We start from the raw sequence: 24,033 nt of genomic DNA, 5'->3' as shown, positions 1-24,033 counted from the left end.
TCACAATTCCCCCTTATGCTGACAGTGGTTTTAATCCTAAAGCCTGCCAACGATTTTCATGATCAATTCGCAATAATAATGCTACGACCACACAATTAATTACCATACTTGCACCACCGTAACTCATCAGTGGTAAAGTTAACCCTTTTGTAGGGAGTAAACCTGAATTTACCCCCATATTAATAGTTGCTTGCAGCCCTAACCAAAAGGTCAAACCATAAGCTGTATATGATGCAAAAAACCGTTCCTGCAAAAACGCATTGTACGCAATCGTCAGACCACGAATAACCAAAATACTATACAAGGCAATGACCATCAAAATGCCTATTAAACCTAACTCTTCTGCCAATACTGCGAACAAAAAGTCGGTGTGTGCTTCAGGTAGATATAATAACTTCTGAATACTCTCCCCGAGCCCTGCACCAAACCAGCCACCACGCCCAAAGGCAATTAATGACTGCGTCAACTGATAGCCACTATTATACTGATCGGCCCAGGGATCTAAAAATGCGGTTAAGCGGGCAAGTCGGTAAGGGGAAGAAACCGCTAAGAATGCCAATGCCGCCATAACGATGAGCAATAGCCCTATATAATACCGTAATTTAACGCCAGCAAGAAATAACATAGCCATAACCGTGCCAGAGATCACCACGGTTGCGCCAAAATCAGGCTCACGTAACAGTAATACGGAAACCACCCCCAAGACCACCATAGGCTTGATGAAACCTAAAATACTCTCACTTACTGCTTTTTGCTGGCGAACCAGGTAGCCTGCGAGGTAAAAAATCATGGTAAGTTTTGCAATCTCAGAAACTTGCACCCCTATTGGTCCAACCGATAACCAACGGCGACTGCCATTTACCATTTTTCCAATGCCAGGAATTAATACGATGAGCAACATAAACAAACAGACCATGAGCAAGGGACCACTAATACGTTCCCAAAAGCTGCTGTCCGTACGCACCACGATTAAGGCAAGCATTAAGCCGGCAAATAAATAACAGGCCTGACGAATTAAAAAATGAAAGGGTTGATGAAAATATTTAGTTGAAATCATGACTGAGCTTGATGCAACCATCATCAAGCCAATAATCAATAAACCAATGACAACGCTAATCAACCACTTGTCATAAAGAGAAATGGGTTTGCTTACAGGTTTACCTCTTTGATTAACGTGTCTTGGTTTCATGCCCTAAAGCCCACATACAAGAGAAGTAAATAATTCTCCGCGATGATTAAAATCACGGAACATATCCAAACTGGCGCACGCTGGAGATAATAACACGACATCTCCAGGTTTAGCCTGCATTTTAGCGACCGCCACTGCATTGTCTAATGAAGATGCGCGTGCGATTGGAACCACATCAGCCAAAGCCGCCTCAATTTTATCGGCATCTTCACCAATCAAAACAATCGAACGAACAAAATCTGCGATGGGTTGTGCCAATTCAGTAAAATCAGCTCCCTTTCCTTGTCCCCCCGCAATAAGCACAATCCTTCCTTGCATAGAACCTCCTATTCCATTAATCGCAGAGATTGTCGCACCGATATTTGTTCCTTTGGAATCATTTATCCATTCGACCCCATCGAGGGTTCGCACCCACTGACAACGATGGGATAAACCAGAGAACATAGTGAGTACGTGTATAATGTGCGACTGCGCAATCCCTGCAGCATCAGCTAAAGCACATGCGGCCAAAGCATTGAGCCAATTATGTACTCCTTTGATTAATACAGACTCTGCAGCCAAAATGCAAGTAGTTCCTTTAGCTAAATAAATTTTTCCGTCTTGATTAATTAATCCCCAATTTCCCGCTGTAGGTGTATCTTGACCAAAAGAAATGGAGTGTGCTGATAATGCAGGCACAGTGTGCTCATCTTCACGATTGTACAACGATACCTCGGCATGGTGATACACACGTTGTTTGGCAGCGATGTAAGCTTCCATCGTATGATGTCTATCTAAGTGATCTGGCGAAACGTTAAGGATAGTTGCCGCAACCGGTTTTAAGGAATGCGTTAAATCCAACTGAAAGCTCGAGAGCTCTAAAACCCATAAATCATACTGATGTTCATCATCAAGCATATCCAATACTGGGGAGCCAATATTGCCAGCAACGGCGACCTTAAAGCCGGCGGCCTTGGCCATTTCCCCGACTAAAGTAGTTACAGTGGACTTGCCATTAGTTCCGGTGATCGCAATCACTGGAGCATGGATTTCACGTGCCAAGCATTCAATATCACCGTAAATAGGAATGCCCGCAGCACGTGCTTGATTTAAAAAAGGCATATCTAAGGCTAATCCGGGGCTGGCAATAATATCTGTTAATTGCCCAAGCACTTCCTCAGGAAGCTGTTGCGTATAAACATTGGCCTCCGGAAATTCAGCAGCAAATTCAACTAAATTAGGGGCTTGTGGCCGCGTATCAAAAGCAACAAACGGCTTGTTATTTCTCTGTAAATAACGTGCTACTGAAAGCCCTGTTTTACCTAACCCTGCAACTAAATATAGAGGATGTTTCATGAATGCACCTTGTCTATCGAAGTTTTAAAGTAGCCAATCCGCATAACACAAATACAACAGTGATAATCCAAAAACGTACGATTATCTTTGGCTCAGACCAACCTTTTAATTCAAAATGATGATGCAGTGGTGCCATTCGGAATAAACGCTTGCCATGGGTGTATTTAAAGTAACCCACCTGTAAAATTACCGAAATCGTTTCAATCACAAACAAACCGCCCATCAACAGCAATACTAATTCTTGACGCACTACGATTGCGACAATCCCTAAAGCCGCGCCTAGGGCTAAAGAACCCACATCTCCCATGAATAACTGAGCGGGATAACTATTGTACCAAAGGAAACCAAGTCCTGCGCCCACAATGGATGCACAGAAAATGGTTAGTTCACCTTCATTCGGAACAAAGGGTATTCCTAAGTAATGAGCATGCACCGCATTACTGGAAGCATAGGCAAAAATCCCTAAAGCCCCAGCTACCATGACGATTGGCATAATGGCTAAACCATCTAAACCATCAGTCAGATTTACTGCATTTGAGCTACCGACAATAACAAAATAAGCCAGAATTGGAAAAAAAACGCCCAGGCCAATAGTCACTGATTTAAAAAATGGTACGGTTAATTGGGTATGTACAGGTAAGGTAGCGTTCATATACAAATAAACTACCGCAATAATGGCGATCACCGACTGCCAAAAATACTTCCAACGCCCGGGCAATCCTTTACTATTTTTTAGAACTAATTTGCGATAATCATCGACCCAGCCGACAATTCCATTACCTAAAGTCACGAGCAATACCAGCCATAAGCTAGACTGTTGCAAATCTCCCCAGAGCAAACAACTTACAGTAACCGCAAGCAGAATCAAAATCCCGCCCATGGTTGGGGTGCCTGCCTTTGACAAATGCGACTGAGGACCGTCGTCACGAACCATCTGACCAATTTGCATGTTGCGTAACCAGCGAATGGTATAAGGCCCACAAACTAAACCTACGATCAATGCAGTTAATGCTGCCAAAATGGATCTAAACGTTAAATATTGAAACACACGTAACGCATGATATTGTCCTTGAAATAACTGCGTTAGCCAGTAGAGCATGTTGTTGTTCCTCTTGTTAGAATAGCACCTTAAGATCTATCGTATTGCATCATACGCAAAAACGTAAGCATTCACCTAAACACTGCAAGCTAAGAAACTGTAGTCCGTATTAGCAACGCATAATAGAGGAGCAAAGTCTGATTCAAGCACGCTGAGCAAGAGCCCTACATCAAGACCACAGTTTCCTTAAATTACCACCACAGGTGAATACTCACGACAATCAACGACTTTCAAGGCATGAAAAAAAAGTGGCCAAGCATATCACACTCCGGCCGTATCAATTAAGCAGTTTATTCACTATTTTTTCCATCGCGCTGGATCGTGATCCTTTTACCAAGACAACTGTATCAGAAGACAACTCGTTGACTAAACTTTCAACCAGAAGTTCCTGATTCTCAAAGTGCTTTCCACCGGAGCCAAATGATTCGGCTGCCAATTTGCTAAATGCACCACAACTCAGTAATAAATCGATGCCTAAATGACGCGCGGCAAGCCCTACTTCTTGATGATGTTGGGTAGCCCAAGTACCTAATTCACCCATATCGCCAAAAACAAAAATCTTTTTACCTGGACGCTCAGCTAAAACCTCTAAAGCAGCCAGAACAGAACGTAAATTAGCATTATAAGTGTCATCAATGATAATCGATTCATTTTTACCAGACAGTACGGTTAAGCGTCCTTTCACACCGCCAAAATTAGTGAGACCCTGTTGAATATCTTTAATCGTAATGCCTATCGCATAGCAACAGGCAGCAGCAGCCAAAGCATTACGTATATTGTGCATCCCAGGAACATTTAATTGGATATCCGCTCGTCCATTAGGCAGAATTAATGAGAATTGTCCGCATCCTCGAGCATCTAAACGAATATCTTGTGCATAAACATCGGCAGGATGTTCGATTGAAAAACGTAATACTTTTTTATGCGTTAATAACTCATCCCAAAAATGAGCATAGCTGTCATCATCGTTAATTACAGCAGTACCGGCTGTTGCAAGGCCTTGATGAATTTCGCCTTTAGCATGAGCAACGCCATCAATGGAGCCAAAGCCTTCGACATGCGCGGGTGCAATGTTATTAATTAGGGTTACATCGGGATGAACAATTGCTACGGTATGTGCAATTTCCCCAGGATGGTTTGCTCCCAACTCAAAAACAGCATAGCGGTGTTGGTTATTGAGCTGTAAGACGCTTAAGGGAGCGCCAATATGGTTGTTTAAGTTGCCTTTAGTGGCATGCGAGGGTGCAGGCAAGATAGCCGCGATCATTTCCTTAGTCGTGGTTTTACCATTCGAACCCGTTAAGGCAATAACGGGACAATGAATATCTTGACGATGAGCCGCCGCAATTTTAGCTAAAGCCTGCAGTGGGTCTGGCACTACAAACTGAGGGATACTCACCCCGCCCACTGCATGCTTAACAATAGCGGCCAAGGCCCCCTTTGCTTCAACCTCTTTAATGAATCCATGTCCGTCAAAATTGTCACCCTGAATCGCAACAAACACATTTCCCTGTTTTATTTCGCGACTATCAGTGCAAATACCGGTAACTTCAGCATTAATCTGACATGATTGAGTAAGTAATGCAGCAACTGTATTTAAATTCATATTAGTAAGGAAAGACCAAAAGTCTAGTGTACTAACACTTTAGCTTGGAGTTCAAGGGGTATTGTAGGAAGCCGTAATTTTAGTTACTTCCCGCGGGAAGGAGAATGAGAATCGTAGCCGTATTACTTGCGCTAATACGGGCTACAATTTCGCAATAGAATTCAAAATTTTGCCTGGATTAAAACAGAATACCGCAGACAAGCCGCGGTACATTGGATTTTTCTAAGCTAACGCGGCATCAAGATGGTTCAAGTTCAGTGCCTGCTGATAACGTGCTATACGTTCCTCCGTTAAAGGACGGCGTTGTTCATCGAGTAAATGTGCATCTAAGCCATCGCTTAATTGTTTCGCGGTATCCAACATCGTAGCAAAACGTTGAGCATCAATCTTAGGATTATTCGTTGCCTGCATATAAAGACACAAACCGCGAACAGAAAATGCACCGATATTCTGTAAATCAAAAATACCCGTCGCCGTTGCGGCAGCTAAGCTGCATATAATCGGGCCATCACCGTTAGTAAATTGATGGCGATGAAATAAGCCATTATCACCGAAACGTAATCCTGCAGCTAAAACCGTTTGTAATAACTCATATCCGGCAAACTGTCTGCTTTCCTTCGCCAGTAAAAACATCATGTGTGTTGGGCCGGTCGCTTCTTCAACAGGTTCTTGCTCACATGCATCAACCTGCCCTAAATCAACTCTGGGTGTTGTTTGCGTGTCCGTATTTAAAACAGCCTCTTCATCTTCAGGCATTAAGCGAGGTTGCGATGGGGTAGCGTTGTTTTTTACTTTCTCTGCGGCCGCAGATTCAGCATTTAATTTCCGTACAGCAATGATGTCATCATTATTATAACTTGGCCCATCATAAGCAGGGTTAGGCTCTGCTCGTCCCCTACTCGGTTTCGGTTGTCGTACTGTGTTTAAGCCCTGTCTACGAGCCTTCATTAAGCGCCCAATGGCAACAATTACCCCAATCAACAACAGGACATTAAGAATTAAACTCCAATTTGCCTGCATTCTTTACTCCATAGCCAAAGCTTGTCTTACATCAACAGCAACCAAGCGAGAAACACCAGGTTCACGCATAGTTACCCCCATCAAATGATCTGCCAACTCCATCGTTACTTTATTATGTGTAATAAAAAGGAACTGTACGTATTGTGACATCTCTTTTACCATAGCGCAAAAACGCCCTACGTTAACATCATCTAAAGGTGCATCTACCTCATCCAACATACAAAATGGTGAAGGATTTAACTGGAAAATAGCAAATACTAAAGCCACTGCCGTCATCGCTTTTTCCCCACCGGATAATAAATGAATCGTACTATTTCGTTTTCCAGGTGGCTGTGCCATTACTACAATACCAGCTTCTAGTAAATTATCACAAGTTAATTCGAGTTGTGCGCGGCCACCACCAAAAAGCCGTGGGAAAAGTGCCTTAAATGAAGTATTTACTTCATCAAAGGTATTTTCAAGACGTACTCGAGTTTCCTTATCCATCTTTTCAATGGCAGTTTCAAGGGTGGCTAAAGCTTCGCACAAATCATTATGCTGCTCATCTAAATAAACTTTACGTTGTTGTTCGCTGGCAAACTCTTCGATGGCGGCTAAGTTAATCGCCCCTAAACGTTTAATTTTATCCGTCAAGGCCAGCAGCTCATCTTCGCGCATTCCTTGGCTGATACCTTGAGGAAGGTGTTCTAGCACAGCCTGAGCTTGTAAACCAGATTCATCCAAGGACTCTTGTACAGAACTGGCACGAACCGCTAAAGCTTGTTCTTCCATGCGGGCGTGTCCAATTAACTCTTGCACCCGCTTGACTTCAAGATCACAATTTAAAATATTGTTCTCAAGACCTTCAAGATCCATACGCAATTGGGCCTGCTGTTCACGGCTCATGGTTAATTGCATTTCCACTTCAGCTTGTTGCAGTAGTAGGTGTTCTAATTGCTCTTTGAGTTCGGAACCGGGATTTTCCGATTGTAAGCAGAGTAAAGCCAGGTTTTCCAAGCGTTCTTGAAGAATATCCAAGCGTTCCTGTTCACGAGCAATACGATCGCCTAATTGCTGTATTTTATTTTTTTCCCGATCCTGCTCTATTTCTGCATGATGTAAAGCCATGCGAACGTCTTCCAACTGCTTATTGTGCGAGGCTAAAGCATTGAGCCATTCTTGCTTTTCATACAGGCATTGCTCGTGCTGCAATTCAGACTCGTGACATTGCCCTTCTAATTCCTGCAAGCGCTCGTTAATGCCCATGTGCTCAGCAACAGTCTCTTCCAGAACCATCTGCAACTCTTCACATTCATTCGCCAAGGTGGCTGCAAGTTTTTCAGCATGCAGTATGCCCTGCTCATTGGTGCTTAAGGCAGCACTGTTGGTTCTTAATGCCTCATTAGAAGAGTTCACGTTCAGTTGCTGCAGCTCAATATCTTTAATACTGTTTTGCACCTCTTGATGATATTCATCACGCTGTTTTCTTAACGTGGCAATTTGGTGCTCGAGTGAACTAACAACCTGAGTTAGATCAGTTATTTTCTGTTGCCGTGCGAGTAAGCCTAACTCATCCTGCTCCTTAGCTGGAACAAATTTAACCCAACCTTGACCTAGCCAGAAACCATCAGGCGTAATAATCGATTGGTACTCAGCCAATTCCGGCAACCAGCTTAATGCTTCATCAAAATGTTCTGCGGTAAAAATATGCTCTAAAGGATGGACATGGGCGGGCAGGGTGCCTTGTATTTTATCAAGGAGGCGAGGACGCGTCGTAGTTTTTTCGGTAACTGCGCGCAATGTAACAATATTTTCCCCTTGACGTTCACAAAGTTCTCGTTGCGGCCATAATTCCTCAAAGGTTTCCAAAACATAAGCGTGCAGCGCCTCATCCAGTACACGTTCACAAGCTACTTGCCATTTGGGTTCTGCCTGCAGCACATCCATTAAGCGCGGCTTGTCGGTCCAGGCACTAATACCATTTTGATTCGTTTGCATTCCTTGTCTGGCAGCACGCTGGGCCGCTTGCAAGGCAGCATGTTCGCTGTTCGCTCGATGAAACTCATCTTGCAATTGATGCAATTGCTGTTCTGTTTCTTGTAACTTCGACCTTAATTGATTGGAATGTTCTTGGCATTGCTTTAATTGTGCTTCATCAAATTGGTGATTTTCTACCAATTTTTCCCGCTGTTGTTCTAAATCATTGCGGGTTTGCTGTAATTCAGTAATAGAGATGGATTCTTGTTCTAAGTGCAGCTTTTCCAAGCGCACTAAGGTTTGTTGTTGTTTTTGCTGCAAATGCTGCGCATGGACTTGCGCCACTTGAAACTCTCTTTTCAAGTTATTCGCTTGCGCCTGCACTTCTTGCCAACGCATATCCCATTGAGTCTGTTGCTTTTGGGTTTCCTGCGAGCGCCCTTCTTGCTCTTTAAACTGAGTTCGTAATTTAGTTAATTGCACATCAAGACTTACCGCTTTTTGTTGGCACTGTTGCAACTCATCTTGATCTTGCTTTAATTGTTCTTCTGCAACCTGCCAATCATCTTGCATTTGCTGCTGATCGTGTTCCAAACGTTTTTTTTCACGAGCCTGTTGCTGAATGGTTTCTTCTAAACGCGCAATTTCCGTCCCCAACTGATAAAAGGTTGCCTGTATTTGTTGGGTTTGCTCATCGGCATCATGGAGTTTCTCATTGAGGACCACGCGCTCGGTATTAGCCTTAGTCAAAAGACTTTGCTGTTCGGCATGCCTCACTGCTAAATCGTGTAATTCGTGCTGTTTCACCTGCTGCTGTGCGACAAAATCACGCCATTTCAAAGCTAAGATTTCCGCACGACATAGTTGCTCTTCATCTTTCAGAATAAGATAGCGTTCGGCCGCTTTAGCCTGGCGCTCCAGGCGCTGCAATTGCTTATCTAATTCGTCACGAATATCGGCCACACGAGTAAGATTTTCGCGGGTATGGGCGATACGCTGTAGCGTTTCTTTGCGACGTTCCTTGTATTTAGAAACCCCAGCCGCTTCTTCAAGAAAAACACGTAAATCTTCCGGACGTGCTTCAATCAATTGGGAAATGGTACCCTGACCAATAATGGAATAACCACGTGCCCCCGCTCCAGTACCTAGAAAAATATCGGTAATGTCTTTGCGACGACAACGACTGCCATTTAAATAATAAGAAGAATCGCCATCCCGCGTGACCACCCGCTTTACCGCAATTTCACCATAGCTGGCGAATGGCCCGGTTAAGCGTCCAAGGCTATTGTCAAAAACTAATTCGACGGAAGCCTGTCCGACTGGTTTCCGATGGGAAGAGCCATTGAAAATAACATCCGTCATGGACTCGCCACGTAAATTACGGGCAGAGCTCTCCCCCATAACCCAACGTACGGCATCAATGATGTTGGATTTTCCACAACCATTAGGACCCACTACGGCAACCAACTGACTTGGAAAATACACCACCGTAGGATCGACAAAGGATTTAAAACCCGCTAATTTCAATTGCTTTAAATGCATGGCCTTGGCAATTTAAACAAAATAAACGCGCATTATAACTGAGGAAATACAAAAACGCTGCATTTTACGCAGGTTTGTACTACCAAATTATTAACTATCTTGCGTATAATGCCGCCATCGATAAAACATAGGTATTTAAATGAAGCGACTCCTCAAAAAATTACCCCTCACAGCCTTAGCTTTTTGTTCCGCTCTTACCGTTACCGCAACAACTTATGCAGAACCGCCAAACTTAACCTGGGTAAAAAACGAACTAAAACAATACCATGATTCAGGCCGTTATGAGAACGATTTAGCGCAAGTGGTTGCTAAAGCTCAGCATTTTATTAATCAGCAAGCGCGCATGAATGCAAAAAGACAAAACCCCAAAAAGCTAGCAATTATTTTAGATATAGACGAAACCAGTTTATCTAATTATAAATATATGATTAAACGTGATTTTACAGGAACAAAAGCCCAGTTTCATCAAGAGGTCATGGCAGCGAGCTCCCCTGCAATTAAACCGACTCTCAGTCTCTATAATAATGCGATACAACATGGAGTGAACGTATTCTTTATCACTGGAAGGCGTCAACCTGAAACCCACGCAACCATAAAAAACTTACATCGTGCAGGTTATCATAAATGGGCAGGCCTTTATTTGCGTCCCAGTGGTTATGAGCAAAAATCCATTATTCCATTTAAATCCCGGACTCGCGAACTAATTACTCAACAAGGCTATACCATTATTGCAACGATTGGGGATCAGTATAGTGATATAAAAGGTGGGTATGCTGAAAAAGGATATAAATTACCTAATCCTTATTATTATTTACCCTAGTATTAAAAACAGTACGTCATCCCAGGAATGCTTGCGGCATTCAGGATGACAAACGCCGTATCCTTTTTCGTGAGATTGATATGACTATTGCTTTAGTCTGGTTTCGCCAAGATTTAAGATTAAACGATAATCCTGCATTTATCGAAGCCTGTACCCAACATACTGTGGTAATTCCGCTGTATATTTATGATGAAAAAAACAGCGTTTTAGGAGAGGCTCAAGCCTGGTGGCTGCATCATAGTATTAACTCGTTAAGTGGCTCTTTAAAACAGCGGGGGTTAAATCTCCTGCTTTATAAAGGTGAACCCCTAGAGATAATATTAAATTTACTCAAGACGCTTCCCATCAGTGCGGTATTTTGGAATCGCTGTTATGAACCCAAAGTGATTGCTCGAGATAAACAAATTAAAGCAACCCTATTGGAGCAAGGTATTGAAGTACACAGTTCCAATGGAAGCGTACTGCACGAACCATGGACGATAAAAAATAAAAGCGGTGACTATTTTAAAGTGTTTACTCCCTATTGGACGCACTGCAAACAAAGCCTTATTATGCAACCGCCCATGCATTTAAGCTCCCAACCTAGTGGGCTGGATCTGCAAAGCGATGAGCTTGAGCAATGGGGCTTATTACCCAAACTCAATTGGGCTTCACGATTTAGCGATTATTGGACACCAGGAGAAGACGGTGCACAACACAAACTTCATGAGTTTATCGAGTATCACCTCCACGCTTATAAAAAAAATCGCGACTACCCAATAAAAAACGCAACGTCGCATTTATCTCCTCACTTACATTTTGGCGAAATCAGCCCAGCAATCATTGTACGTGCTATTGAATTAGCTAAACTTGAGCCCGATTGTGATATCGCCTCCGCCGAACATTTCCTCAGCGAGTTAGGCTGGAGAGAGTTTTCCATTTATCTACTCTATCATTTCCCCAAACTTCCCCATGAACACTTTAAAGCTGAATTTAATGCATTTCCTTGGCACAATGAAAAGCAGTTATTAAGCTGCTGGCAGAAAGGATTAACAGGATATCCCATTATTGATGCGGGCATGCGAGAGTTATGGGCAACCGGTTACATGCACAATCGTATACGTATGATTGTGGCTTCCTTCCTTACCAAGGGACTGCTGATTGATTGGCGTTTAGGTGCAGCTTGGTTTTTAGATACTCTGGTGGATGCGGACCTGGCCAATAATAGTGCCAGTTGGCAGTGGGTTGCGGGTTGTGGGGTTGATGCGGCACCTTATTTTCGTATTTTCAATCCGGTATTACAAAGTCAAAAATTTGATCCTGAGGGCAGCTATATTCGGCAATGGGTGCCAGAGCTTTCTCAATTAGACAGTCAATCCATTCATGCTCCATGGGAGTCGCCCCATGCTGGAAAAATTTATGCGCAGAGCAACTACCCAAAGCCCATTATTCATCATAAAGAAGCAAGAGCGAAGGCATTAAGTTATTACCAGCAATTAAAAAGCTAAGCATAAGTAATTCTGTCACTGCGGATGCGGGGGCCTTACAAGGCCCAGCCAATCTGGTGCAATACGAGGATTCAACAGATGTACTTATTTGCCCGAAAATCCGTGATGCTGCTGGTCGGCATCAGGATTACTGGTTTCTTCCTTTACTAATTTGTGAATCACCTGATTCATAAGCAGGGTTATTTGCTTTTCATACATAGGGCGATGATAGCCTCCCTCTAAGCCCCAATAGACTCCAGCAATTAATTTTTTATGCTCATGATACAAATCAAATATTTTCTCATAAAAGGTAGTCATATCCGCATCACTGAAGCGTTGTTTTTTGGCCTCGAGTTTACTCATCATGCGGTTGCCAATGTATTTACCGCAATAGGCCGTTTCATCCTCGTGAGAGTCCCAGCCGCTGGGTAAGAAAATCATGATTTGCTGTTTGTCTTTTTGGGCCTTAGCAAGCTGTTCTTCCATTTGGTTTATGGCAAAGGCCAGAGCAGGATGGAGCTCTTGGTTTTGACGGGAAGTAAATCTTAAATCTACCGCTAAATATTGCGCCCAACCATTGCGCCAACGATTAATTCCTTCTTTTATTTGTTCACCGGCAAATCTCAAGTTTTTTTGGATAAAAGAATGATCTTGCCTAGGATAGACCCGTGAATCAAAAATATCCACATGGCAAACCGACAATTGATCACCCGCAGTGATTAAATCATCGCCTAACCCATTATCGCGGTTAACATCCGTTCCAATCACCAGAAAATTTAAATTTGGATTGGTTAATGCCATGTATTTAATTAAAATTTCAGTTTTATCCAGGATACAAAAACCACTGCCCTCATTTTTAAATGCATGATGGCTGGGTAAACCAAAAGAAAAATGAAATTTTGCGCCCAGAGATAAAGTGGTAGCCAGATCCTTAATCAGAACTTCAAACGCTCCTGGTGTTATTACTACGTCATTATCTAAAGCCAGAACACCACTTGCTCTTGCCTCAATACAATCATGCACTAGCCTTTGCAAGTAGGTAAAGGAATGGGTAGTGAGTAAGGCCTGTAACACTATATCCCGTACCGAAATTTGGCTTAAGTACCTAAGTGCTGCAACCTTATCCCCCTCTTTAATTGCTGTAAAGACCTTACTCCACGATTCAGGGAGGGTAATTTGATCGGTATTGATAAGGGGTAACGAGGAATGCTGTGACTGGATTTGTTGTATTATTTCCGCCATATTCGTTAAGCGCTGATATTGATCCTCTTGGGCACCAGCAGGCATTTCATGCATTTGTTGAATATCGGCAGGAGAAGGAATTTGAATCCCATATTCCTGATAATTTGATGTATTTTTTAACGTCCGGGATCTAAAAAAATAGTTTTGTTTCTCTTGCATTTTCATTTCCTATGAAAATTTAAGTGACGATATGAAGCCCTATAATCTCTTGTTTCATTCAATAGATTATAGGGCTTAATTAAAGCTGGCAATGAGGAAATTAGTGATACATCGGTTGAACATAGTATGTAGGTTGCTCATCAGCCAAAGGAGCTGTAGGGCCTGCATGCGTCAATGCAGCATCATAAGTATCCATCAAATCTTGTGACAAACCTTGTCGAGCACTGGCATTTACCGTACGAGCCCCCCAAAATGTAAGCCCGCTACCCACTGCCGCAGTGATAGTACAACTCAAAGTAAGAGCAGCAACCTGAGTTTGGATAAGGTGAAGTCCGAAAGCACTACCCCAAGCACTAAGAGCAGAAGTGCTACCAAGGGAAGATGCAAAGGCGGCAAGACTGGTAATGACCATCATTGCCCCTAAAACAACCATTAAAGCGCCTAACAGTTTCTTACCTACTGATGAGGTGCCGGTTGCTTGCTCTGCTATATGGTGCAGGCGCTCTGTCGCACGTAAATTACTGCTGTCATAATGCAACTGCGTTAAGGTATTAGCCAAACAGATATAAAAATGATAGTCAATCGGTTCATTTCGACGCAGCTTTTCACAGATCTCAATATCAATCGCTTCAGCGCTTCGTCTAATACTCTGTTGTAAATAGGTGGCTTGCACTAACGAATTACTCAATAAGCGATTCATCGTTTGCTGATACCTCTGCACTTCATCGCTGTATAAGTCAGACTCAGTAATAGCAAAAATGTGAGGCTGTCCTTTTGTCGCAGCACGAAACCAAGACATAGCATTCCATGGAATGTTTAGTTCATCTAAAAGATCTTCTTGTGGATCTAAATGGGTTGTATTAATAACCTCAGCCAGAGTGCTGAGAAAAACATCATTTTTATTTTCTCGTTGTACTCGAGAATACATATCGGCTACAAAGCCACACAAGCGTAAATAATTTTCCTGCTGCGTTTTGATATCAGCTACATCGAAAATTAATGAAGGTAAGCCACTATGAATTGCGTGCAAACAGCTACGAACAGCCAATGATTGGTTGCTCATATGCTTATCTTCATAAGCACTTACCACCGCGAGTAATTTCTCGCGTAAATCCATTACGAGAGTACGTGGATTAGAGACTAAGACGTTTAAGAATGCCCTTGCAGATTCGATCTGTTGCTGTATCTGCTCATTCTGTACGAGTAATTTATTCAGCTCTTGAGTTACCGTGCTAATGTTATTTTGATAAGGGCGCATATCATTAACAAGGGCTTTTCTTTGCTGATCCAAAGAGCCTAAGTGGCGTTGTAACTCAATAATTCGATAATTAGTATTGTGGTCGCCATGTCGAGGAGGGTGATAGTTTGGATTAAGATAAGCTGACATATCCAAAGATACACCAGTATTCGAATTTAATGCTGCAAGCGTTTCATTGAGAGTCTGGTCTAAGAGTTTTAATTGCTCTTCAAAGGGAGTTAATACAAGCTGATATTGCTGAATACGAGTGATATAATTATTAATAAAATTTTGATTGTTTTGTAATGTAATATCCCAGAATTTTAACTCAGATGGCGTGTAACGAACAACGTCAATAGCAGGCATAAGTACCCTCTCGGTTTAATTATGTAGGCAGCACGAATTATACAGCATGTAAACATTTAAGGCAATAACAATTGTTCCATATTTGCGCAAAATATTCCCTTTAGTTGCAATTCGTCCTTCTTAAAGTGTAAAAATAGCATTTGCACTACCTTGGGTATAAAATACCAACCTTAAAAACCTCTGCCGAAAACTGAAGGAAATCACTACATGGCTGCAGCAAAAAAAATTCTGGGAACTTATTTTTTTCCTTTTATTTTAATTTCCTCTATTCTACTGGGAGGATTGACCGGCTATTACCTTGGTTTCATCACGCCTTATTTGAAACCTTTTGGCGAAATTTTTCTAAATCTGATTTTCACCGCCATTGTGCCTTTAATTTTTTTCAGTGTGACTTCTGCCATTGCGCGACTTGGCTCAATAGGCAAGCTGGGTAAAATCATTTTTAATATGGCTATAGTCTTTCTTTTTACCAGTTTAATCGCCGCCATTTATGCCCTGTTTGTAGTTAAAATGTTCCCCCCAGCCCAAGGGATTACCTTGCCACTAGCAACGACGACGCAAGCCAATACCGCAAGTATCAGTAGCCAAATTGCCGGCATCTTTACGGTAAAAGATTTTAGTCACCTGCTGTCTCATCAACATATTTTAGCCTTAATTGTATTTTCTGTTTTAGTAGGCATTTCCACCTCACACCTCAGTGAGAAGGGGCAAGTGTTTATTGACTTTTTGCAGGCAGGCGAAGAAATTTTCATGCGGGTTTTCACCTTAATCATGTATTACGCACCCATAGGTTTTTTTGCCTACTTTGCGGTGCTAATCAATGAGCTAGGCCCCCGGTTAATGGAAAGTTATCTGCGCATTGCAGGCCTTTATTATTTTTATACATTATTATACTTTGTGCTGGGCTTTACGGTGTACGCCTACATCGCTGGAAAAATGCCAGGCGTGAAATTATTTTGGCGTGCAATTTTCCTCCCCTCAGTCACCTCGGTTGCTACCTGCAGCAGCGCCGCAAGTATTCCCGCCAACTTAATGGCTGCGAAAAAAATGCGTATTTCCCCTGAGATTTATGAAACGCTGATTCCCTTAGGCACGATCATCCATAAAGAAGGTTCTGTTATTGGGGGCGTTTTTAAAATTGCCTTTTTGTTTGGGATTTTTCATTGGGACTTTTCGGGTGCCAGTGTATTACTTACAGCCGTAGGCGTTTCTTTATTAGTGGGTACAGTCATGGGGGCCATTCCTAGTGGTGGAATGCTAGGGGAGTTACTCATATTAAGTGTCTATGGCTTTCCCCCTTCGGTTTTAATTGCGATTGCAGCCATCAGCATCATTATTGACCCATTAGCCACCATGCTTAATGTTACCTGTAATACCGTGGGCAGCATGATGGTGGCCCGATTAGTGGAGGGCAAAGATTGGTATAAAGCAAGACTCAATGACTAGCCCGTATAGACCATGTCATAATACGGGCTAGTTGAGGAGAAAACTCCGTATTACTCAAGAGTTAACGCTAAAGCTGCTGCATTAAGCACGGCAGCAATACGTAAAGACGCTTGAATCGCCAGCATACTTATTCCCTCCTCACTTAGTTGGGCCACATGAGAGTGAATGCACATCCCACACCCATTTAAAGCGGATACGGCGAGAGCAAACAACTCAAAATCTGCTTTAGGCACTCCAGGATTTGCCATCGCATTCATACGTAAATTAGCAGGTAGCAATGACAACTCTTTATTGCCTGCCAAATGGATCGCACGATAGTACACATTATTCATGGCCATCAATGTTGCAGCTATTTTTGCAGCTTGGTGTAATTCTGAGGTTATATGTGTCTCTCCTTCTGCTAAAATCGCCTCGAGTATTTGTTTATTTTTAAGGCTGTATGCAATAGCCAAGCTAACCCCGTAAAATTGCCTTTCGGTTAAAGCCGTTTGCACGATATTCCCAAATAGGTTACTCAGGTTAAGACGTATGTCTTTAGCATAATCAGGAATACTTTGTTTTAATTCTTCGATAGACATAATAACCTCTCATTACTCGTGGTATTGAATTCTATTCATGTAGGCTAGGCGGTTAAGCCTAGCAGTGGGCCCTCGCTATAATCCAGTTTGCTCGGCTTTGTTACAATGTATCCCCACCCACAGGGCGATTACAAGGACAGAGCTCATCAGTTTGTAATGCATCCAAAATACGTAAGACCTCTTGTGGATTACGACCTACGTTTAAGGAATTAACGCTGACATGTTGGATGACATTATTAGGGTCAATAATAAAAGTCGCCCTAAGCGCACAACCGCTTTCCGCATCACGAACTCCTAAGCCATCGGTTAATTTTCCATTCACGTCCGCAAAGCTGTACTGATCGAGGGCATGTAAGTCTTTATGCTCCCTACGCCATGCCAGTTTTACAAACTCATTATCGGTACTGCCTCCTAAGACAACTGCATCACGATCATTAAACTCAGCGTTTAATCGAGCAAACTCCACAATTTCTGTTGGGCATACAAAAGTGAAATCCTTAGGGTAGAAATAAACTACTTTCCATTTACCCGCAAAACTTTGCTCGGTAATTATTTCGAAAGCACTTAGCCCATTTTCCTCATGGTTATTGAAACCAGGTTTTACCGCCACTACAGAAAACTCAGGTATTTTTTGGCCAACAGTTAACATAATCATCTCCTCATTACGGGTTACTCTTTTAGTATAGTGATGGTGTATAATTATTTAAAATGAATAAAACAGATGTATTTAATCGGAAAAAGCGATGAGAAAGTTAACCAATCTAAAACAGTTACATTATTTGCTAAGCCTTTATGAGCATCAGCATTTTGGTCGTGCCGCCGCAGCTTGCTTTATTAGTCAATCCACCCTAAGTGCAGCCATTACTAATCTTGAGGAAACCCTTGAAGTACAGCTTTTAGAACGCGATCACAAAACCTTTTTGTTCACCCCAGTGGGTGAAGAAATTGTCAAGCGTAGCCGCGCACTGCTTGAGCAAAGTGATGCCTTAGTCGATTATGCAATGACCCAGGGAAAAATGATGCAAGGCAACTTTTACTTGGGAATTATTCCTACGATTGCTCCCTTTATATTAAATGGTCTGCACACTCTGTGTCAGGAACGCTATCCGGACTTAACGCTCTTTATTAGAGAAGATACCACTGAAAATGCATTAAAACTTTTAAGCGAGGGCAAGCTCGATATGGTAATCCTGGCCCTGCCTTACCCTACCCCAGATCTGCATACGCGTATCGTGGGGAAAGATTATTTCCAATTAGTTTTACCCAAAACCTGGCAACAGCAAAACCTTGATCCAGAAATCAACAATTTACCTGAAAACAGTGTCTTTCTGCTGGAAAAAGAACATTGCCTGACAGGACATGCTTTGCAAGCCTGTGAATTGAAAGACAGTAAACAAATTAATCATTTCTTTGCCACCAGCTTGCATACCTTAATTCAAATGGTCAATCATCAGCCCGGAATTACCTTTTTACCCACCCTGGCCATTAATAGCGGGATTCTTAATGGAACGAAGTTAATTGCCCTGCCCTTAACCAAAAAACAAGCTTATAGAGAAATTGGTGTGGTTTGGCGAACCACCTCTTATAAAGCAACGATGTATGATAAATTGACCCCGCTCATTCAACAGGTAGTTACGGATACACTTCAACACAAGTTTGTATTATAGTTTTCTTTTATTTTGCTAAAAGGGTGAAAAAAGATGCGTCAACTTACTGTATTAATTCTGATGTTAATTTCGTATTTAGCCCATGCTAATACCACTCACCGTATTCCCATACTCGCAAATAACAAGGTTCAGGTGTGGAAAACTTTGATTTATCCCAATAAAGAGCAAATCTTAGCCATGCATCGCCATGAGCATGATCGGACCCTCATCGCGTTAACTTCAGGCAAACTAAAGATTACCAATAATAAGGGGCAGGTACATTATCTTGAGCTAGAAAAGGATCAGGCTTATTATTTGCTCAAAGATGTGCCCGGTGAATTGCATACCGATGAAAATGTGAGCGAGCATCCCATAAAGGTTATTGTGGTTGAACTAAAGTAGCATTGGCGCAGCAAGATGCCTTAAGGAATGTCGAATTACCGTGGCGTGGCCACGGTAATTCAAAGAAAGAGCGTACCAAAAAAGCTTAGCGCTACTGAGCAGCCTTATTGTCATGATGGCATTTATGATGATGCCTGAAAGGCATCAACACCCCTGCTTTTTGAAATGCATCAAATCGACTTTTAGCAACAATCATCGTGATTTTATTATTCACTTCATTACTTTTCGCCACCAAAGCTTCAACATTATTCCATTGGGCATTAGGTGTGGTAATTGCCGTCTTGATTTGCGCTCTTAAGGCACGTTTTTCGCTAATTAATGGTTTCATGTCAGTACGCATACTTTTTCTTATCGCCTGCAATTGCGCACGTTGTTCTGTAGAAAGTGATTTAAATTTAGCGCATTGCTCTTGTTTTTGTGCCTCTTTCTCCCCATTCGCGGTTGAAGCTTGCGCAAAGACGACTGAAGCCCCGACTAATGCGAAGGCGCAACTATTAACAAGTAGCAAACGTTTAATATTCATTTTTTTCTCCTATTATTTAACTCTCATTGCTAAGTGTAATGGGCCAATGTAATAGGAATATGACAAATGGATTGTTTCTTGTAACAATGTTGTTACAATAAATCAAAGACTTCCTACCCTAGCTGTAGGCCCTGCATGAATAGCAAAAAACACCATATTTTGATTATTGATGACGATCAAGAAATCATTGATTTAATCAACGATTATCTGATTAAAAATGGTTTTCGTACCACCTGTGCATTAAATGGGCTGATGCTCAAGCAACTGGTGCGAGAACATAATTTTGATCTGGTGATTCTCGACATCATGCTGCCGGGAATGGATGGCCTGCAACTCTGCCAAATAATTCGTCAAACATACAGCATGCCCATTATCATGCTCAGTGCCGCCAACAGCATTGCCGATAAAGTGGCCGGGCTGGAGTTAGGTGCAGATGATTACATCTCCAAACCCTTTAGCGCTCGTGAGCTTTTAGCACGAGTCAAAGCACAGTTAAGGCGTACCCAAGGTGAATTAAGTGAAGAGCGCAAAAAACTCGCTCCCCTGCAACAAATCCACTTTGAAAGCTGGATTCTCGATCGCAACACCCACGCATTGATCGACCAAGATGCGGTTGCTATTCCCCTCAGTCAACGCGAATATGAATTATTGCTTATTTTTTTAGAGCATCCTGGACGCATCTTAAGCCGCGATCAACTGATGGATCTTTTATACGATAAGCATTTTGATTCGCAGGATCGCACCATCGATGTATTAATTGGTCGTTTGCGTAAAAAGATCGAAGTCGATCCCCGCAATCCGCAAATCCTATTAACCATTCGTGGCGGTGGTTATCAATTTAAAACGAAGGTCGATATGTTATGAGCCAGTTAACTAGCACTGCGAAAAAAACACTGCTGGGCTTGGTCCTTGGTAATCTCATCATTGGCTTTGCGCTGCTGCAATTAGGACAATATTACGCCCACAGCCATTCCTTTGTTTCTGCTAATGCCATACGCTCATTAACGCGCCTAGTGAATCAATTGCAAAAAAGCCCGCAATCCAGTTGGCCCTCCATTCTGCAACATCGCCATTCTCGCTGGTCTGAAATTAGCCTATCACCTACCCCCGTATATGAGCAAAATGCATTGTTAACCTTAAAGGCTCCTGTCTTGTTCAATCTGATGAAGCAAAATAAAAAACTGGAGTTTTCTTTATTCATCCAAGAAAATGCCTGGCTCAATGTCAGTATGATTCCTCCCGTATCGAATCAACTAAGTTTTATTATCAGCCTCTTACTTATTTTATTAGGTGCCTTAATACTGCTTAATTATTGGGCCGTAAGAACATTAAACCAACCTATTCAAACCTTAATCCAAAGCCTAAGTTACAATGAAAACCAAGACAATTGGCTGCCCATCCCTCTGACGGGAAACTCTGATCAAAAAGCCATTTTTAAAAAAATTAACGACCTGCAAGAAAAAGTAAATAAACTTTTAGCTAACCGCACTCGCGTTGTGACCGCTATTTCCCATGATTTACGCACCCCATTAACCCGATTGAAACTGAGAACGGAATATCTGACCAATAATCCCCACTATGCCAAGATTAGTGCGGATATTAATGAGATGGAACTGATGATTCAGGAAACCTTAGATTATTTTCGTGACATTAATCATGAAGAAAAACCACAACGTTTTGATTTGGTCGCGCTGCTGTCCTCATTAAGAGATGATGCCTTAGAGTTAAATTATCAGGTGCATTTTACGAGCGACTGCTCTAAATTGATTTACTCAGGCTCGGTGAACTTATTAAAACGCGCCTTAAGTAATCTAATTAATAATGCAGTACATTATGGGGTTCAAGCAACAATCCACTTGCAGCAACCATTACCTCAGCAAATTCAAATCACCATTATGGATAAAGGCCCAGGCCTGCCGGAAATCGAGTTAGAGCAAGTGTTTCTCCCCTTCTATCGTGGGGAGCAATCTCGCTCACGTAGCACTGGCGGTACCGGTTTAGGATTAACTATTGCCCGCGAAATTATCCAAATGCATCAAGGTGATATCGCTCTAAGTAACTCATTAGAAGGCGGTTTAAAAGTTCGAATAACATTACCAATTAAATCATTGTAAGAATACATTAGCCTCATTAAAATTGCCTACTATTAATAAATTCAACTAAACTAATGAAGTGGATGTACAATAAAGGCCAAGGACTGAACCGAAATGCTCTATAAGATTTTCAGCTATCTAAAACATTCTGATAGCATCGAAAAATATACTCGCCAATATCGACTAATTCAATATGTTACTTGGGAACTTCTTTTTGTCTGTATTATCGTCGCGATTTTCTACTCCATGTCACAACTGTGGATTTTAATCACCACCATTAGTATTACGGGTGGATTAGCCTTCGCTAATTTATGGCTACTGCAACGAACTAAAAATGTACACTTATGCAGCCAGCTCCTGGCTGCAATTATTTTTTTCGCAATCGTTCTTGGTAACTATTTGGTTTGGGGAGTCGGCCCACTGCATACCCAATGGTTCTATGTAATGCCCTTACTTGCCGCATCACTTACGGGAATGAGTGGTTTATTGATTTACTCCATTGCTTCAATGCTAATACTCCTGAGCTTTAATCAATTGGTCATCCCTCCTTATTATGATTTACCCCCCTATCAATTCCTGGCGATTGAACTGATTAATCATTTATTCACTTATCTTATTATTGTAACGACTCTTGCTAGTTTGCTGCGTGAAAACGAGCGTTATGAGCAAGAATTAAATGATAGGAACTATCTGTTACAAACCGAAAAAGATAAATATCATTATTTAGCTCGTTTTGATCATCTGACTAACTTACCTAATCGCCGCTATTTCATTCAGCATTTGCACGAATTAATTAATACCATACACCCCAATCATTGCATTACCGTATTCTTTATTGATTTGGACAATTTTAAACACGTTAATGATCGCTACGGCCACAATATAGGGGATCAATTGCTTTTAGAAACCTCCAGACGTCTGCAACTTTGCTTTCGTGAAAAAGATTTCATTGCCCGCCTGGGTGGTGATGAATTTACTGCCATCGTCCCGCATGCTCCCAATAAGCGAACACCCCAGGTTATTGCAGAACGTATCATCGAAGAGTTTCACCCCCTTGCTACTCTTGAAAATGGAGAACCTTATTGTTATTCCATTAGCATCGGCTCAGCCACCTATCCGGATGATGCGACAACAGCAACAGATTTGGTCGTTAAAGCAGATTTGGCGATGTATGATGCCAAGAAGGTATATGGCTGTTCTTATAGTAACCTTGATGGCGTACGAAATAATCAGGGCTTGTTACGGAATAATGGTTAAAACAAGGAAGTTCAGAAGCAGGCTGGGCGCCGGACCCAGCTTTGAACGTTGTGCAAATCTCGTTTGCTGGGCCCGGCGGCAGCTCGTCCTATTTACGCGCTTGCTTGCAAACGAGCTTTCAATAGGAACAAAATAGTTTGCTTTTTCTCTTTAGACACAGAGTCTGATTGAATTAAATGTAAACAATAATCCGTAAAGGCATTCAATCGCTCTTGGCTTGACTGTGCTGCATCATCAGTCATTTGAGTGTTGTATCCACTCTCTAGCTCAGTTGCAACTGCCATTGCTGCTTGTTCATCAGGCTCTTGGGTATTAGCTAATCCTTCTTGCTTGCTTACTGCAGCAATTTTATCTAACAGGGTAATCAGCTGTTGTTTACTTACCTCAGTCGCGGGAGCTGGTTGGCTGCTTTTGATACCTCTTCTCACTAAATCATCGTGATCACGTCGTTGTTCTTGTTCCCAATACTCTCTATCCCCTTGGAAAGCAATAACCGTCATCAATACTCGTGGATCAATACCTTTATGATCAAATAATTCTCGGTCCGTCACATGGAAAGTCCAATCATTTTTTAGTCTAAAGAATGAACGAGACATATGAGCCATTTCTTGGCTAGTTACTGGATCATAAATAGTAAATGTTGTTCCCCAAAAGTTCATTGAGGCTTTAGCAAGTCTCGTATAACCATCACGGTCATAAATATCAAAGGTAGGGAAAAACGAAAATAGGCGCTCGTCAGCAGCACCTAAATAATTTTCAAAATTATCGTATACATCAAAATGTGCCGTAAATGAAAAGAATTTTGAACGTGCGTAAGCAATTTTATTATCAAAAGGATCATAAAAATCATAAGTTAACAAAAAGCTAAAAAATCTGCGATATAAAGTGCCTAATTTTTGAGTTCGGGTTTCAATATCATAACTGGTAGTCATGCTCAACCAGTGCTCTTTCACATAAAACTCATCTGGAACACGATTAGGAACGCCTTCTGCAAAAGCACTAAAAGAACTAAATAGCATCAACGCAGCTGCAAGAATTTTTTTCATATAAT

20 protein-coding genes are annotated in these 24,033 nt (G+C 41.9%); 8 read left to right on the top strand and 12 right to left on the bottom strand.

Going from position 1 to position 24,033, the window contains the following annotated elements; genetic code table 11:
- Nucleotides 1-13: 13 nt before the first annotated feature.
- The 6 genes from ftsW to smc form a co-directional block, all read right to left on the bottom strand.
- The gene (ftsW, locus tag ACD661_RS10400) at nt 14-1,189 is read right to left on the bottom strand and encodes a putative lipid II flippase FtsW (RefSeq protein ID WP_400187792.1); all 1,176 of its coding nucleotides are present in this window, start codon (nt 1,187-1,189) and stop codon (nt 14-16) included.
- 3 nt (nt 1,190-1,192) lie between these two features.
- A complete protein-coding gene (gene murD, locus ACD661_RS10395; RefSeq protein ID WP_400187791.1) occupies nt 1,193-2,524 on the bottom strand; it encodes a UDP-N-acetylmuramoyl-L-alanine--D-glutamate ligase in 1,332 nt (443 codons plus the stop codon).
- Between the two features lie 13 nt (nt 2,525-2,537).
- Complete coding sequence (mraY, locus tag ACD661_RS10390) at nt 2,538-3,623, bottom strand: phospho-N-acetylmuramoyl-pentapeptide-transferase (RefSeq protein ID WP_400187790.1); 1,086 nt, start codon at nt 3,621-3,623, stop codon at nt 2,538-2,540.
- A 277-nt stretch (nt 3,624-3,900) separates the two neighbouring features.
- Nucleotides 3,901-5,229, bottom strand: coding sequence for a UDP-N-acetylmuramoyl-tripeptide--D-alanyl-D-alanine ligase (locus tag ACD661_RS10385; protein WP_400187789.1), 1,329 nt, complete (start codon nt 5,227-5,229; stop codon nt 3,901-3,903).
- A 222-nt stretch (nt 5,230-5,451) separates the two neighbouring features.
- Nucleotides 5,452-6,249 carry a cell division protein ZipA C-terminal FtsZ-binding domain-containing protein gene (locus ACD661_RS10380; protein ID WP_400187788.1) on the bottom strand — a complete coding sequence of 266 codons (798 nt, stop codon included), beginning with the start codon at nt 6,247-6,249 and terminating at the stop codon, nt 5,452-5,454.
- A 3-nt stretch (nt 6,250-6,252) separates the two neighbouring features.
- Nucleotides 6,253-9,747, bottom strand: a complete 3,495-nt coding sequence (gene smc, locus ACD661_RS10375; protein WP_400187787.1) for a chromosome segregation protein SMC — start codon at nt 9,745-9,747, stop codon at nt 6,253-6,255.
- Nucleotides 9,748-9,886: 139 nt separating this feature from the next.
- Between smc and ACD661_RS10370 the strand changes: the two genes are divergently transcribed.
- Nucleotides 9,887-10,567, top strand: a complete 681-nt coding sequence (locus ACD661_RS10370) for an HAD family acid phosphatase (RefSeq protein ID WP_400187786.1) — start codon at nt 9,887-9,889, stop codon at nt 10,565-10,567.
- Nucleotides 10,568-10,647: 80 nt separating this feature from the next.
- Entirely contained in the window at nt 10,648-12,054 is a 1,407-nt protein-coding gene (locus ACD661_RS10365) for a cryptochrome/photolyase family protein (protein ID WP_400187785.1), read from the top strand.
- 84 nt (nt 12,055-12,138) lie between these two features.
- Here the strand turns inward: ACD661_RS10365 and ACD661_RS10360 are convergent, their stop codons facing one another.
- Nucleotides 12,139-13,434, bottom strand: coding sequence for an acetylpolyamine aminohydrolase (locus ACD661_RS10360; protein ID WP_400187784.1), 1,296 nt, complete (start codon nt 13,432-13,434; stop codon nt 12,139-12,141).
- A 100-nt stretch (nt 13,435-13,534) separates the two neighbouring features.
- Nucleotides 13,535-15,037 carry a hypothetical protein gene (locus ACD661_RS10355; protein ID WP_400187783.1) on the bottom strand — a complete coding sequence of 501 codons (1,503 nt, stop codon included), beginning with the start codon at nt 15,035-15,037 and terminating at the stop codon, nt 13,535-13,537.
- 207 nt (nt 15,038-15,244) lie between these two features.
- Between ACD661_RS10355 and ACD661_RS10350 the strand changes: the two genes are divergently transcribed.
- Nucleotides 15,245-16,483: a dicarboxylate/amino acid:cation symporter gene (locus ACD661_RS10350; RefSeq protein ID WP_400187782.1), complete on the top strand. Its 1,239-nt coding sequence runs from the start codon at nt 15,245-15,247 to the stop codon at nt 16,481-16,483.
- A 50-nt stretch (nt 16,484-16,533) separates the two neighbouring features.
- Here the strand turns inward: ACD661_RS10350 and ACD661_RS10345 are convergent, their stop codons facing one another.
- Both ACD661_RS10345 and ACD661_RS10340 read right to left on the bottom strand, forming a co-directional pair.
- Nucleotides 16,534-17,061, bottom strand: coding sequence for a carboxymuconolactone decarboxylase family protein (locus ACD661_RS10345; RefSeq protein WP_400187781.1), 528 nt, complete (start codon nt 17,059-17,061; stop codon nt 16,534-16,536).
- A 100-nt stretch (nt 17,062-17,161) separates the two neighbouring features.
- On the bottom strand, nt 17,162-17,710 hold the full coding sequence (locus ACD661_RS10340) for a peroxiredoxin (protein ID WP_400187780.1): 549 nt from the start codon (nt 17,708-17,710) through the stop codon (nt 17,162-17,164).
- Between the two features lie 94 nt (nt 17,711-17,804).
- Here ACD661_RS10340 and ACD661_RS10335 point away from each other — a divergent pair, with 94 nt between their 5' ends.
- Both ACD661_RS10335 and ACD661_RS10330 read left to right on the top strand, forming a co-directional pair.
- Complete coding sequence (locus tag ACD661_RS10335) at nt 17,805-18,728, top strand: hydrogen peroxide-inducible genes activator (protein ID WP_400187779.1); 924 nt, start codon at nt 17,805-17,807, stop codon at nt 18,726-18,728.
- Nucleotides 18,729-18,761: 33 nt separating this feature from the next.
- Nucleotides 18,762-19,109: a cupin domain-containing protein gene (locus ACD661_RS10330; RefSeq protein WP_400187778.1), complete on the top strand. Its 348-nt coding sequence runs from the start codon at nt 18,762-18,764 to the stop codon at nt 19,107-19,109.
- A gap of 91 nt (nt 19,110-19,200) precedes the next feature.
- Here the strand turns inward: ACD661_RS10330 and ACD661_RS10325 are convergent, their stop codons facing one another.
- Nucleotides 19,201-19,632, bottom strand: a complete 432-nt coding sequence (locus tag ACD661_RS10325; protein ID WP_400187777.1) for a Spy/CpxP family protein refolding chaperone — start codon at nt 19,630-19,632, stop codon at nt 19,201-19,203.
- 135 nt (nt 19,633-19,767) lie between these two features.
- Here ACD661_RS10325 and ACD661_RS10320 point away from each other — a divergent pair, with 135 nt between their 5' ends.
- From ACD661_RS10320 to ACD661_RS10310, 3 genes are all read left to right on the top strand, one after another.
- The gene (locus ACD661_RS10320; protein ID WP_400187776.1) at nt 19,768-20,496 is read left to right on the top strand and encodes a response regulator transcription factor; all 729 of its coding nucleotides are present in this window, start codon (nt 19,768-19,770) and stop codon (nt 20,494-20,496) included.
- Complete coding sequence (locus ACD661_RS10315; RefSeq protein ID WP_400187775.1) at nt 20,493-21,746, top strand: sensor histidine kinase; 1,254 nt, start codon at nt 20,493-20,495, stop codon at nt 21,744-21,746. Before ACD661_RS10320 ends, ACD661_RS10315 begins: the two co-directional genes overlap by 4 nt.
- Before the next feature lie 93 nt (nt 21,747-21,839).
- Nucleotides 21,840-22,982: a diguanylate cyclase domain-containing protein gene (locus tag ACD661_RS10310; protein ID WP_400187774.1), complete on the top strand. Its 1,143-nt coding sequence runs from the start codon at nt 21,840-21,842 to the stop codon at nt 22,980-22,982.
- Nucleotides 22,983-23,074: 92 nt separating this feature from the next.
- Here ACD661_RS10310 and ACD661_RS10305 read toward each other — a convergent pair whose 3' ends face one another.
- Nucleotides 23,075-24,028 (bottom strand): LURP-one-related family protein, encoded by a 954-nt coding sequence (locus tag ACD661_RS10305; protein WP_400187773.1) that lies wholly within the window; start codon nt 24,026-24,028, stop codon nt 23,075-23,077.
- Between the last annotated feature and the right edge of the window lie 5 nt (nt 24,029-24,033).

The sequence above is a fragment of the Legionella lytica genome (assembly GCF_044626755.1).
GTDB classification, from domain to species: Bacteria; Pseudomonadota; Gammaproteobacteria; order Legionellales; family Legionellaceae; genus Legionella; species Legionella lytica_A.
This window is presented reverse-complemented; position numbering and strand designations above follow the sequence as displayed.